Origin of the sequence: Pseudomonas lutea (assembly GCF_000759445.1) — a bacterium.
Classification (GTDB): domain Bacteria; phylum Pseudomonadota; class Gammaproteobacteria; order Pseudomonadales; family Pseudomonadaceae; genus Aquipseudomonas; species Aquipseudomonas lutea.
On the sequence record NZ_JRMB01000002.1, the window covers coordinates 830,928 to 844,138 of the forward strand.

At 60.1% G+C, this 13,211-nt stretch carries 14 protein-coding genes and 1 pseudogene; 2 read left to right on the top strand and 13 right to left on the bottom strand.

The annotated features are described in order from the left end of the window. Positions 1-10: 10 nt before the first annotated feature. From LT42_RS15905 to LT42_RS15935, 7 genes are all read right to left on the bottom strand, one after another. The gene (locus tag LT42_RS15905) at positions 11-337 is read right to left on the bottom strand and encodes a GIY-YIG nuclease family protein (RefSeq protein ID WP_037014914.1); all 327 of its coding nucleotides are present in this window, start codon (positions 335-337) and stop codon (positions 11-13) included. A 46-nt stretch (positions 338-383) separates the two neighbouring features. Continuing rightward, complete coding sequence (locus LT42_RS15910) at positions 384-869, bottom strand: nuclear transport factor 2 family protein (protein WP_037014916.1); 486 nt, start codon at positions 867-869, stop codon at positions 384-386. An 87-nt stretch (positions 870-956) separates the two neighbouring features. Next, positions 957-2,264: a CynX/NimT family MFS transporter gene (locus LT42_RS15915; protein WP_037014920.1), complete on the bottom strand. Its 1,308-nt coding sequence runs from the start codon at positions 2,262-2,264 to the stop codon at positions 957-959. 345 nt (positions 2,265-2,609) lie between these two features. Next, positions 2,610-3,374 carry an amino acid ABC transporter ATP-binding protein gene (locus tag LT42_RS15920; protein ID WP_037014923.1) on the bottom strand — a complete coding sequence of 255 codons (765 nt, stop codon included), beginning with the start codon at positions 3,372-3,374 and terminating at the stop codon, positions 2,610-2,612. 10 nt (positions 3,375-3,384) lie between these two features. After that, positions 3,385-4,482, bottom strand: a complete 1,098-nt coding sequence (locus LT42_RS15925; protein ID WP_037014926.1) for an amino acid ABC transporter permease — start codon at positions 4,480-4,482, stop codon at positions 3,385-3,387. Positions 4,483-4,492: 10 nt separating this feature from the next. Further along, complete coding sequence (locus LT42_RS15930; protein WP_037014929.1) at positions 4,493-5,674, bottom strand: amino acid ABC transporter permease; 1,182 nt, start codon at positions 5,672-5,674, stop codon at positions 4,493-4,495. Positions 5,675-5,739: 65 nt separating this feature from the next. Continuing rightward, positions 5,740-6,771, bottom strand: coding sequence for an amino acid ABC transporter substrate-binding protein (locus tag LT42_RS15935; protein WP_037014931.1), 1,032 nt, complete (start codon positions 6,769-6,771; stop codon positions 5,740-5,742). 489 nt (positions 6,772-7,260) lie between these two features. On the opposite strand from LT42_RS15935, the gene LT42_RS15940 reads away from it, so the two are divergent. Continuing rightward, positions 7,261-7,917, top strand: a complete 657-nt coding sequence (locus tag LT42_RS15940) for an alpha/beta hydrolase (RefSeq protein WP_037014933.1) — start codon at positions 7,261-7,263, stop codon at positions 7,915-7,917. Positions 7,918-8,183: 266 nt separating this feature from the next. Further along, positions 8,184-9,494: pseudogene (rhlB, locus tag LT42_RS15945) on the top strand (ATP-dependent RNA helicase RhlB); the annotation flags it as partial. Positions 9,495-9,564: 70 nt separating this feature from the next. On the opposite strand, the gene LT42_RS15950 reads toward rhlB, so the two are convergent. The 6 genes from LT42_RS15950 to moaC form a co-directional block, all read right to left on the bottom strand. Beyond that, a complete protein-coding gene (locus LT42_RS15950; protein ID WP_037014937.1) occupies positions 9,565-10,224 on the bottom strand; it encodes a DUF799 domain-containing protein in 660 nt (219 codons plus the stop codon). Further along, positions 10,221-10,589 (bottom strand): DUF4810 domain-containing protein, encoded by a 369-nt coding sequence (locus tag LT42_RS15955; RefSeq protein ID WP_037014940.1) that lies wholly within the window; start codon positions 10,587-10,589, stop codon positions 10,221-10,223. Before LT42_RS15955 ends, LT42_RS15950 begins: the two co-directional genes overlap by 4 nt. Before the next feature lie 23 nt (positions 10,590-10,612). Then, positions 10,613-11,263 (bottom strand): CsgG/HfaB family protein, encoded by a 651-nt coding sequence (locus LT42_RS15960; protein WP_070356539.1) that lies wholly within the window; start codon positions 11,261-11,263, stop codon positions 10,613-10,615. Positions 11,264-11,711: 448 nt separating this feature from the next. Then, positions 11,712-12,161: a molybdopterin synthase catalytic subunit MoaE gene (gene moaE, locus LT42_RS15965; protein ID WP_037014945.1), complete on the bottom strand. Its 450-nt coding sequence runs from the start codon at positions 12,159-12,161 to the stop codon at positions 11,712-11,714. Between the two features lies 1 nt (position 12,162). Then, positions 12,163-12,408 carry a MoaD/ThiS family protein gene (locus LT42_RS15970; RefSeq protein ID WP_152597711.1) on the bottom strand — a complete coding sequence of 82 codons (246 nt, stop codon included), beginning with the start codon at positions 12,406-12,408 and terminating at the stop codon, positions 12,163-12,165. Between the two features lie 2 nt (positions 12,409-12,410). Next, complete coding sequence (gene moaC, locus LT42_RS15975) at positions 12,411-12,896, bottom strand: cyclic pyranopterin monophosphate synthase MoaC (RefSeq protein ID WP_037014950.1); 486 nt, start codon at positions 12,894-12,896, stop codon at positions 12,411-12,413. Between the last annotated feature and the right edge of the window lie 315 nt (positions 12,897-13,211).

Here is a 13,211-nt window from a genome sequence, read left to right on the forward strand (position 1 = left end):
GCATACCCGCTCAGACTGATGGCAGCGCATCACCCGGCTGGATATAGCTCGCAGCCAGGCACTCCTTGGCGCTTTTACGCAGCTTTTTTATCAGCCTCTCCTGGCGCAAGGCATCACCCTTGTCGCGGCAACGCTCCACATACACAAGCGCCACTGCGGGGCTCGAACTGAAAAACCGCGCGCCTTTGCCGCTTTGATGTTTAACGAAGCGCTCTTGAGGATCAGTGCTGATGCCGCAGTACAGTGAGCCGTTGGCCGCGCGAACCAGGTACACGAACCAGGATTTCGCCGGCACATCGGACGGCGGGGGCTTCGCGACTAGGGCAGTAACGGCCATGCACGGCTGAGCAGATGAGTCGAGGGGAACGGGTTCCATCAGAGCCTCAGCGAGCAGCCTGAAAAGCCTTCAGCCCTTTCTGCCCCTGAGCACGGATGGCGTTTTGAACAAATGGCGCCCAGCCCAGTAAAGCGCCCCTGGCGCCCAGCGCCTGCCGCGCCCACCGCCACAGGTCGAAGTGATCGTGGTGCTCGCAGATCTTGCCGTCGCGAAATACAAACCGCGCCTGAATGTCGTTGACCACCGTGCGACCTGTCTGGCTGAACAGATAGGTCGCGACCCAGTGCGCAGCGCCGGTATGGGTGTCGGCGCGGACCTGATCGAAGATCACCGAAAAATCCCGCGCGCGTGACGTCAGCATGCGCCACATGTCGCCGGCATCCCGTCCGCGCAGCTCGCCGAACACCGGGTCGGAAAACACCACGTCTTCGCTGTAGCAAGCGGCCATCGCCTCGGCGTCCAGACGGCTGAACGCCTCGTAGAAGCGCGTGATCAACGCGCTGTTGTGCTCACTGGTAAAGGTTTCGCTCATGGGAACGCCGTCCGTGGAGATTGGATGCCTGCAAGATAAGCGGCCGCGCAGCGTTTTGCCATGAGCATTCGCATGAGAAGTGCCTCCTCACACTTTCTCGCTGGTGACGCCAACGTACAACCCCCGGCCCGCGCCCAGCCCGGCGATGATCGCCGCAACGCCGATGATGCCGAAGATCCAGCCCACCGAGTCCCAGTTACCGGTCCAGTCATGCACCACGCCGACGGCGAATGGCCCGAGCGATGCCAGTGTGTAACCGAAGCCCTGCGCCATGCTGGAGAGGTTCGCAGCGACATGGGAGTCGCGTGAGCGCAAGACGATCAGCGTCAGCGCCAGGCTGAACGTCCCGCCCTGCCCCAGTCCAAGCACAATGGCCCAGGCCCACAATTGCTCAAGCGGTGCGTACAGACAGCCAAACAGACCGGCGAGCGTCAGCAGCATGACCAGCACGATGGCAACGCGTTGATCCTTGCCGCGCGTGGCCAGCCATGGCGCGGTCAACGAGCTGACCAGTTGCACCAGAATCGAGCCGGAGAGCAGCAGCCCCGCCTCGGTCGCGGTCAGCCCGCGACCGATGAGAATCGATGGCAGCCAGCCGAACACGATATAGGCGAGCGACGATTGCAGGCCCATATAAAGGGTGACTTGCCAGGCCAGCGGATCACGACGCAAGCCCCGCACCCGGTAGGCCACCTGGTGCTGACCGTGACGCTGGCGCGTCTGCGGCCACCAGAAAATGGCGGCGAGAATAGCCGGGACGATCCAGAACCCCAGGCCCAGCATCCAGTTGCTGCCGCTGCCATCGCTGAGTGCCTCGCTCAGCGGGACCGTGGACCCTGCGGCCACAGCCGCGCCCAGGCACAGCGCCATGGTGTAGACACCGGTCATGGCGCCAGCCTGTTTGGCGAAGTCGCGCTTGACGATGCCAGGGAGCAACACCCCAATGATGCCAATGCTGGCGCCGGCCATGATGCTGCCGGCGAACAGCCCGAACTCACCCAGCGAACTGCGCAAAACGATGCCGCCTGCCAGTGTCAGCAGGATGCCCAGCACGACGCGTTCGCTGCCAAAGCGCCGCGCAAGGATCGGCGCAAGCGGCGCGAACAGCCCCAGGCAAAGCACCGGCAAGGTCGTCAGCAAGCCAGCCGTGGCAGCAGTAAGTCCCAGGCTTCGTGACACCTCACTCAACAGCGGCGCCATGCTCGACAAGGCCGGGCGCAGGTTCAGCGCTACCAGCACCAGCCCGAGCAGCAGGAACCAGGGGCGCTTGAGCACAGGGTGCGATTGCTGCACCTGCTCGTCATCCGCTTCCGCGTCGATCAGCAGTTTGTCTATTTCATGGGGAGTCGAAGCATTGGAACGGGGACTGCTCGCCGTCGGCGCCTTGATCGTCATGGGATTCTCGTGGGGGCAGGAGGATGTAACAGCGCATTGCGCAAAGGCGTAATCCTGTTGGAGATCGACGGAGAACACAAGTTTTACGAGGATTGGGTACAGTTTTAAGACCCGCAGATGTGCTTCTGTCCGGAGGGCATTGGAGCGGACATACGCAATGCTGTAGGAGCGCGCTTGCCCGCGAAGATTTAGGTAGGTGCGACCTTTCGTCATCGCCTGACAGATTTTTCGCGGGCAAGCGCGCTCCTACAGGTATGTATGCGTAAGTGCGCTCCCACAAGGCGATTAGCAGGCATAAAAAACCCGGACCTGAGTCCGGGTTTCTCACGCTGCCACTTCAAACGATCAATGAAGGATCTGGCTGAGGAACAACCGCGTACGGTCACTCTGCGGGTTATCGAAGAAGTCGTTCGGCGCGGCCTGTTCGACGATCTCGCCCTTGTCCATGAAGATCACGCGGTTCGCCACCGTGCGCGCAAAACCCATCTCGTGGGTCACGCAGAGCATGGTCATGCCCTCTTCCGCCAGGCCGACCATGGTGTCGAGCACTTCTTTCACCATTTCAGGGTCGAGGGCCGAAGTCGGCTCGTCGAACAACATGATTTTCGGCTTCATGCACAGCGCGCGGGCAATTGCCACGCGCTGCTGCTGGCCACCGGACAGCTGGCCCGGATACTTGTGCGCCTGCTCAGGAATACGCACGCGCTCCAGGTAATGCATGGCGATTTCTTCGGCCTTGCGCTTGGGCATCTTGCGCACCCACATCGGCGCCAGCGTGCAGTTTTGCAGGATGGTCAGGTGCGGGAACAGGTTGAAGTGCTGGAACACCATGCCGACTTCGCGACGAATCGTCTCGATCTGCTTCAAATCCGAGGTCAGCTCGGTGCCGTCAACTACGATACGACCTTGCTGGTGCTCTTCCAGACGGTTGAGGCAACGGATGGTCGTTGACTTGCCCGACCCCGAAGGGCCGCACAGGACAATCCGCTCGCCCTGGCGCACGTTCAGGTTGATGTCTTTCAACACGTGGAACTGGCCGTACCACTTGTGTACGCCTTCCATCCGGATCATGCCTTCGGCGCCCAGAGGCTTACTGATAGCTTCACTCATCACAAAACTCCTAACGCTTGTGGCCTGTGTCCAACTTACGCTCCAAATGCATGGAGTAGCGGGACATGCCGAAACAGAAGATCCAGAACACCAGGGCCGCGAAAACATAACCCTCGGTCGCCATGCCGAGCCACTTGGGGTCGGCGGCAGCTTGTTTGACGCTGTTGAGCAGGTCGAACAGGCCGATGATGATCACCAGACTGGTGTCCTTGAACAACGCGATCACGGTGTTGACCAGACCGGGGATGACCAGCTTCAGGGCCTGCGGCAGAATCACCAGCCCCATGCGGCGCCAGTAACCGAGGCCCATTGCCGCAGCCGCTTCGTACTGACCCTTCGGAATGGCCTGCATGCCGCCGCGCACTACCTCGGCCACATACGCCGACTGGAACAGGATCACGCCGATGAGTGCCCGCAGCAGCTTGTCGAAGTTCATGCCTTCAGGCAGGAACAACGGCAGCATCACCGACGACATGAACAGCACCGTGATCAGCGGAACGCCCCGCCAGAACTCGATGAACGTCACGCACATCACGCGGATGGCCGGCATTTCGGAGCGACGCCCCAGGGCCAGGACCACCCCCAGTGGCAACGCACCGGCGATACCCACCGTGGCGATCACCAGGGTCAGCATCAGGCCGCCCCACTGACTGGTTGCAACCAGGTCCATGCCGAACACACCGCCGTGCAGCAGGAAGTAGGCCACGACCGGGTAGATGAACAGGAACGACAGGCCGTAGATCGCCTTGCGCGGCATCACTTTGATGAACAGCGGCGCGGCGCCGATGATCGCCAGCCAGACGGTCAGATCAACCCTCCAGCGCAGCGCCTGCGGGTAGTAGCCGTACATGAACTGGCCGAAGCGCTGTTCAATGAACACCCAGCAGGCGCCGGCCTTGGTGCAGTCGGCACGCGTGGTGCCGACCCAGTTGGCATCGAAGATGGCCCAACTCAGCAGCGGTGGTACGACCAGCCAGATCAAGTAAATCGCGAACAGGGTCAACAGCGTGTTGATCCAGCTCGAAAAGAGGTTCTGGCGCATCCATGCCACCGGGCCGAAGACTTTGTTCGGCGGGGGCATGTCAGGTTTGAAAGTATGGGATGTCATGCGCGTTTCCTCACCGCTCGATCAGCGCAATGCGCTTGTTGTACCAGTTCATCAGCAGGGAAATGCTGATACTGATCGCCAGGTACACGCTCATGGTGATGGCAATGACTTCGATGGCCTGACCGGTCTGATTGAGCACGGTACCGGCGAACAGCGAAACCATTTCCGGGTAACCGATACCGGCGGCCAGCGACGAGTTCTTCGCCAGGTTCAGGTATTGGCTGGTCAACGGCGGAATGATCACCCGCAGTGCCTGCGGGATGATGACCTTGCGCAGTGTCGGCCCTGGACGCAGGCCCAGTGAACGTGCCGCCTCTGTCTGCCCATGACTCACCGACTTGATGCCCGAGCGCACGATTTCTGCGATGAAGGCGGCAGTGTAGACCGTCAGTGCGAGGGTCAAAGCCAGCAGTTCAGGAATCAGCACCCAGCCGCCAACAAAGTTGAAGCCTTTCAGTTCAGGTACTTCCCAATGCACCGGTGCACCGAAGATCAGCGCGCACAGCGCCGGGATCACGATGAACAGCGCCAGGCCTGCCCAGAACTTGTGGAACGGGACGCCGGTGGCTTCGAAGCGTTTGTTCGCCCAGCGTGTCATGAACACGATGGCAACAATGGCCAGCACCACGCTGATCACGAAAGGCCACGCGGCATCGGTGGCAATCGCGGCCGGCATGTTCAGGCCGCGGCTGCTGACGAAGAACGACCCGAAAAACCCGTGTGCAGCCCGCGGACCCGGCAGGGTCAGGAACACCGCGAAGTACCAGAACAGGATCTGCAGCAGTGGCGGGATATTACGGAAGACTTCGACGTAAACCGTCGCCAGCTTGTTGATGATCCAGTTGTTGGACAGACGCGCGACGCCGACGATGAAGCCCAGCAGGGTCGCGAGGATCACGCCGATGAATGTCACCAGCAGCGTGTTGAGCAAACCGATCAGGAAAACCCGCGCGTAGGTGTCCGACTCCGTGAACGGAATCAGGTGCTGCGCGATGCCGAAGCCGGCACTGTTTTCAAGGAAACCGAAACCTGAGGTGATACCCCGGTGTTGCAGGTTGGTCTGGGTGTTATCGAACAGATACCAACCCATCGCGACTACGGCGACAACCGTAATTATCTGAAATAGCCACGCACGCACTTTAGGGTCGCTGAAGCTGAGCCTCTGCTTGGGTGCGCTGATTTGATTTTGCATGGAGTGCCCCGGAAGAAATGCAACAAAGCGCCCGGCTGCGGATCACGCAGCCGGGCGCAGGTCAATCAACGCACTGGTGGTGCGTATTGAATGCCGCCAGCGTTCCACAGAGCGTTCTGACCACGAGCGATCTCCAGAGGAGTGGCTGCGCCCAGGTTCTTCTCGAAGATTTCGCCGTAGTTACCCACTTGCTTGACGATCTGCACGACCCAGTCTTTCTTCAGCTTGAGCTGCGGACCGTAGTCGCCGTCGGCACCCAGCAGGCGCGCCACGTCAGGGTTCTTGGTGGATTTGGCTTCGGCTTCAACGTTTTTCGACGTGACGCCTGCTTCTTCGGCGTTCAGCAGGGCGTAGCCCACCCAGCGAACGATGGTGGTGAAGTCTTCATCGCCACGCGCGACGACAGGACCCAGTGGCTCCTTGGAGATGGTTTCAGGCAGAACGACGTAGTCCTTCGGCGAAGCCAGCTTGGAGCGCTGTGCGTAGAGCTGGGATTTGTCGGAGGTCAGCACGTCGCAACGGCCGGACTCAAGCGACTTGGCGCTTTCGTCGGAGGTGTCGAACGTGATCGGGGTGTACTTGAGGTTGTTGGCGCGGAAATAGTCCGACACGTTCAACTCAGTGGTGGTACCGGCTTGAATGCAGATGGTCGCGCCGTCCAGCTCCTTGGCACTTTTCACGCCCAGCTTGCTGTTGGCCAGGAAGCCAACGCCGTCGTAATAGGTGACGAAGCCGGGGAACACCAGACCCATGCTCGCGTCACGGGAGCTGGTCCAGGTGGTGTTACGCGACAGGATGTCGATTTCGCCGGACTGCAGCGCGGTGAAACGCTCTTTTGCGTTCAGCTGGCTGAATTTGACCTTGGTCGCGTCACCGAATACTGCGGCAGCGACAGCGCGGCAGAAGTCGGCGTCGATGCCCTGGATCTTGCCGCTTGCGTCCGGAACCGAGAAACCTGGCAGACCGTCACTGACGCCGCACTGAATAAAGCCCTTCTTCTGAATGGCGTCCAGCTTGGCACCCGCTTGAGCGAACCCGGTCAGACCGAGCGCTGCAGCAGCGGCCACGACAGCCAGGGTGGATTTCAACATCTTCATTCAAACCTCCAGTTTGCTCTTTGTTGTGTAGGAGCTTTAGCCCCGTCGCACCCTTGTGAGGCATTAACGACCCGTGCTGGCTTTTTTTTGGGTCATGCGACGTTGAACCCGTTTACCGCCCTACGCGCCAGGCAACTGGACGCTGCAGGATCGGCATGATGCGAGTCCGACGGACTGAAGCCCCATGATGTCCTTGAACCCCGAGGTTCAAAGCGAATCGTGCCGGGAATCCTGCTGAATGATTCCATGCTGCCTCTGGCGCAACACAAGGCCGTCTGCTTGATAGCCCATTAGTGTTACCGCCCGAGGTGAGCGCCTTCACTCCGCGGGTTTTGTAGCAAAGCCCGTACCACCATGCTGGCAATGTCGAATTAGCGACAGGTCAAGATCAAAACTTGTAACCTTGCGACATATTCGATAACGCGTCAGCGAGCCTGCGCACCGCCTTAAAGCGTTGAGGTAGAGCGACCGCACACTAATGGAGCACACATGACTGACCCACTGATCATTGAGCCGCAATTGCCCGTCGACGCCTGCGTGATCTGGCTGCATGGGCTGGGTGCCGATCGCTACGATTTCATGCCCGTTGCCGAGATGCTGCAGAGGACGCTGACGACCACCCGATTCATTTTGCCGCAAGCGCCTACCCGCGCCGTCACCATCAACGGCGGCTACGCAATGCCCAGCTGGTATGACATCAAGGCCATGAGCCCGGCCCGCGCCATCGACACTGGCGAGCTGGAGGGCTCAGCGCAAGACGTCATCAAGCTGATCGAAGAGCAGCGCGACAGTGGCATAGACCCGGCGCGAATCTTCCTCGCAGGGTTTTCCCAGGGCGGCGCCGTGGTGCTCCATACAGCCTTCCTGCGTTGGGAAGGCCCCCTTGGCGGTGTGCTCGCGCTTTCCACTTACGCGCCGACGTTCAGCGACGAAATGAGCCTGTCCGCCAGCCAGCAACGCATCCCGGCCTATTGCTTGCACGGCAGCCGTGACCAAGTGGTTCTGCATGCCATGGGACGCGCTGCCTACGAGCACTTGAAAGCCCAGGGCGTCACCGTGGCATGGCAGGAATACCCAATGGAGCACGAAGTGTTACCGCAGGAAATTTCCGACATAGGTGTCTGGCTCGCGGATCGGCTTCGCTAGTCCCCTCATTTGAACCTTCCAATTGCGTTGCAGATTTGTTAGGACACTACGCCGCGCCGGAATCTTGCTTTACACTCCCGGCGTACTTTCCTTAATCAACCGATGAGATCACCGTGCTCAAAGCACTTAAAAAGATGTTCGGTAAAAGCGAGGCTGAGCCGCTCGCACCTGCTGCTCCCCTCCCCGTCCCCCAGCGTCAGACCGAAAGCGTCTCGCAGGAACCGTCAGCAGCAGAAGTGCACGTGCCTGCGGCCGAGCATTTGGAAGCCGTTGAACCGGCCGTCGCTGAGCCGGCCGTCATTGCGCCCGCCAGGGCTGAACGCCCCCGCCGTGAACGTGCGCCCAAGCCCGTCGTCATTCCCTGGAAACCCGAGGACTTCGTCGTCGAACCCCAGGAAGGCAAAACCCGCTTCCATGATTTCCCGCTCGCGCCCGAGCTAATGCACGCCATTCAGGACCTGGGCTTCCCGTATTGCACGCCGATCCAGGCAGGCGTTCTGGGTTACACGCTCAAAGGTCGCGATGCCATCGGCCGCGCACAGACCGGTACCGGCAAGACCGCTGCGTTCCTGATTTCCATCATCACCCAGTTGACCCAAACGCCTCCGCCCAAGGAGCGCTACATGGGTGAGCCGCGTGCCCTGATCATCGCTCCGACCCGCGAGCTGGTCGTGCAGATCGCCAAGGACGCCGAGGCGCTGACCAAGTACACCGATCTCAACGTCATGACGTTTGTTGGCGGTATGGACTTCGACAAGCAACTAAAGCACCTCGAAGCGCGCCACTGCGACATTCTGGTTGCGACCCCGGGCCGCTTGCTCGATTTCGCCCAACGCGGTGAAGTGCACCTGGACATGGTCGAAGTCATGGTGCTGGACGAGGCCGACCGCATGCTGGACATGGGTTTCATCCCTCAAGTGCGCTCGATCATCCGCCAGACCCCGCACAAGGGTGAGCGCCAGACCCTGCTGTTCTCCGCCACCTTCACCGAAGACGTGATGAACCTCGCAAAACAGTGGACGACCGATCCTGCAATCGTCGAGATCGAATCCCTGAACGTGGCCAGCGACACCGTCGAGCAGCACATTTATGCCGTGGCGGGGGCGGACAAGTACAAGCTGTTGTTCAACCTGATCAATGACAACGGCTGGGAACGCGTGATGGTCTTCGCCAACCGCAAGGATGAAGTGCGGCGCATCGAAGAACGTCTCGTGCGTGACGGCATCAATGCGGCGCAGTTGTCCGGTGACGTACCGCAGCACAAGCGGATCAAGACGCTGGAAGGCTTCCGCGAAGGCAAGATCCGCGTGCTGGTGGCCACCGACGTGGCCGGTCGTGGCATCCACATCGACGGCATCAGCCACGTGATCAACTTCACCCTGCCCGAAGTGCCGGACGACTACGTGCACCGCATTGGCCGCACCGGCCGTGCAGGCGCAGACGGCGTTTCGATCAGCTTCGCCGGCGAGGACGACTCCTACCAGCTGCCGTCCATCGAAGAAAAGCTCGGCCGCAAGATCAGCTGCGAGACGCCGCCGACTGTGTTGTTGAGGCCAGTGGTGAGAGTGCAGCCCTGAAGGCTGCTGGCTTGCTGCAAACAAAAAAGCGCAACCCGGGGGGTTGCGCTTTTTTTATGCCTGCCCGGTGTCAGTCTGTCCCGTATCGCGGGGAGCGTGGACCGTACAACAAGCCGGCCGGCTGGCCCGCAGAAAGCAGACGCTGGCTGGTGATCCCGGCAATTGGATGACCCGCGTCGGTGGAACTGTTGATGATCTGCTTGACCGCTGCAGTGATCAGCATGCCAATCAATCCGCCGCCGCTGTTGTTGCCGCCTTCGTCACTGGAAGCGGTCGCAGTGCCCGTCCATAGCGTCGTGCCGCTGCGCAGGTCCACCAATTTGGCAGTGGCAGTCACGACCGTTTGACTGCTGATCACCATGTAGGTGGTGCCGTACTGCGTCACCTTGACGTACATCGCCGCATCCGCACCGAAGATTTCCCGCAGCTTGGCCGGGGAGGTTTCCTGAATGTCGTTTGCGTTGGTCAGGCCGTTCTGTTTGAACGTCTCGTCGACCAGGGCAACTGGCACGACGTAATAACCCGCCTCGGCCAGCGGAAAGGTCACTTGGGAAAGCAGGCTGTACGTTGCCTTTACGTCGGGCGACTCGTTCACCGGCGGCATCACCAGTATCGAACGTGGTTTGCTTTCCTTGAACGCCGAATAATCAACAGTCTTGGGGGCGACACACCCACCCAGCAGCGTTGCGGCGAACAGACCGGCCGCGAGTTTCAGAAAGATACGGTTCATTTGGACGCGACTCCTGTCTTGACGTTTCTCATCAGGAAATCCATATAGGTCGCCGACTCGGGAAACAGCGTTTTTTCAGTGCGAAACTCTTGGACCATCTGATCATCCTTGCCCAGGCTGCCGTATAGCATGCCCAGCTGAGCGTGATAACCCGGCGGCGGATTGCCGTTGGTGGAGCGAATTTTCTGCAGGTCTTCCTCCAGCTTGGCGACCTGCGCCTCTTTGGATTCGCCTTTGAAGTATTCGTAGACTTCAGGCTGATAGCTGCCCCATTGGTACAGCGTCTTGGGCTGGGCGCAGCCGCTGAGCCATAAGGCCGCAGCAGCCACTGCAATCACGCGTAAACCGTTCATTTTCGTTTCCATGTTAAATAAGCTCCCTGTCGTGATTACTTGATGGCCGGTTTCCAGGCACCTGCGTCAATGGCGCGGACCATATTGTTGACCGCCTCGCGCATGGCCAGATCAAGCACCTTGCCGTTGAGCGTGGAGTCATAGCTGGCGGTGCCGCCGAATCCGATAACTTCACGGTTGGACAGTTGATACTCACCAGCACCTTGCGTGGAGTACACCACCTCGGAGGTCCTGATGTTGACGATGTTCAGCGCCACTTTGGCGTAGGCGATCTGCGACTTGCCGCGGCCCAGCAAACCGAACAGCTGCTGATCACCGACTTCCTTTCGACCAAATTCAGTGACGTCGCCGGTGACCACGTAATCGGCCCCCTTGAGTTGCTGGGCAGTGTTTTTGATCGCCGCTTCCTGACCGATCTCCGACATGTTGTCGCGGTCCAGCACGCTAAAGCGGTTGGTTTGCTGCATGTGGGTAATCAGGATGGTCTTGGCCTGACCGCCTAGGCGGTCGACGCCGTCGGAAAAGATCCCGCGCATGTAGCTCGAACGGTTGTCGAATTTGCCGACGGCGATTGGCGTGCGCACACCTGCGTAAGCAGTATTGAAGCTTTCGACCTTCTCCACCGGCATGGCGCGCGAGCTTTCCGTCGCACAGCCGCCCATTAACGCCAGCGTCGCTGCCGCCATCCCTGAAATGAAAACCTGCTGCAGTCTGTTCACACCTACGCTCCGCGCTAATAAATTCCGTTCCGTGCTCCGATATAAACGCCGCGCTAAACGGTCGTCTCCGGAAGACGTTTAATACTGATGACTCGCTGCGACTCCGCTGTCAGGCCCACCCGCAATGATCCGCAGGCGCAAGCAGGCGCTCACGACGGGCGTGGATAGAGAGGCAAAGGATATTAAGAGAGTGACGCGACAGAACCCGATTGAGGCGTTCTCATTAGACGTGCTCTTCCCTGAGAGATATCACAGTGATATCAAAACGAGCACATGCTAGTGCGACGTCTTCCTGACGTCAACAATAAACATCCCCGTCATGAATTGGATACGGTGCTCATGACCGGTTGCGACCGCGAACAAGCGAAGCTGGTTGCAGACCCAGACCCGCAGACGCCTGGTTGCACCAGCACGACTACTTCCAGCGGTCCGCCGCCTTGTGATCGCTGTCCCGGCCTTCAACCCAGCGCGGTCCTTGTGCGGTGCTTTCCTTCTTCCAGAAGGGTGCGCGGGTTTTCAGGTAATCCATCACGAAGTCGCAGGATTCGAAAGCGGCCTGACGGTGGGCGCTGGCAGCCGCGACGAATACGATCGGCTCGCCCGGCTCCAGCTCGCCTACTCGATGGATCACCTCAAGCTTCAGCAACGGCCAACGCTGCCGAGCCTCGTCGACGATTTTCAACAGTGCCTTTTCGGTCATGCCGGGGTAGTGCTCAAGGAACATGCCTGCCACCTCACGTCCGTCGTTGAAATCACGCACGTAGCCGACAAAGCTCACCACCGCACCCACGCCGACATTGGCATCGTGCATGGCATTGACTTCGGCACCCGGATCGAACGCCGCCGCCTGGACTCGCACGCTCATCTCAGCCTCCAGTGACAGTCGGGAAGAATGCGACTTCATCGCCCGGCTCAATCGGCTCATCCAGCGAGCACAGCTCCTGATTGCGCGCGCACATGATGCCGCTTTCGCTCAGCACCTCCCACACGCCACCGCGCTCGAGCAAATGCTGGCGCACCGCTTCGACGGTCGCAAACGTACCTTCCAGGTGCTCGCTTTCGGTACCGAGGGTTTCGCGAAAGCGCGCGAAATACTGAACTTGGACATGAATAGTCATTGGGCACTCACGGGTTCGTCAGCGATGAAATGGCCGCTCTTGCCGCCAAGCTTTTCAAGCAGCCGCACATGCTCGATGGTCATGCCGCGGTCGACCGCCTTGCACATGTCATAGATCGTCAGAGCGGCAATGCTGGCAGCGGTCAGCGCTTCCATTTCCACGCCGGTCTGTCCGGACAGTTTGCAGCGGGCGACGATGTGCACGGTGTTTGCGCTTTCGGCCGTGAGCTCGACCTTCACGCCGGTCAACATCAGGGGATGGCACAGAGGGATCAGGTCGCTGGTCTTCTTGGCTGCCTGAATGCCGGCGATGCGCGCCACGGCAAACACGTCGCCTTTGGGGTGCCCGCCGGCAACGATCATTTGCAGGGTTTCGGGCAGCATGCGCACACGCGCTTCGGCCACGGCTTCACGGAACGTCACGGCTTTTTCAGTGACGTCGACCATGTGGGCGCGACCTTGGGAATCGAGATGGGTAAGCACGGGATAACTCCTGGACAGGAGCGGGGATTGTAACGCTGATGGAGACCTAACTGTAGGAGCTTGCCCGCGAGCACCTGACCGCAGGAGCCGGGCCGGAAGTGTGACCGTAAAAAACCGGGTCGGACGTGTGACCGCAGACGCCGGGTAGAACGCGTGACCGTAGGAGCCGGCTTGCTGGCGAATGCAGTGGGTCAGTTGCAGTTGCATCGCATGACCGAAAGCGTTCGCCAGCAAGCCGGCTCCTACAGGTTTTCAGCGGTGAATGGATTTCAGTTAAGTCCATGGATCACAGCAGGGGCCGGGCCGGACGTATGA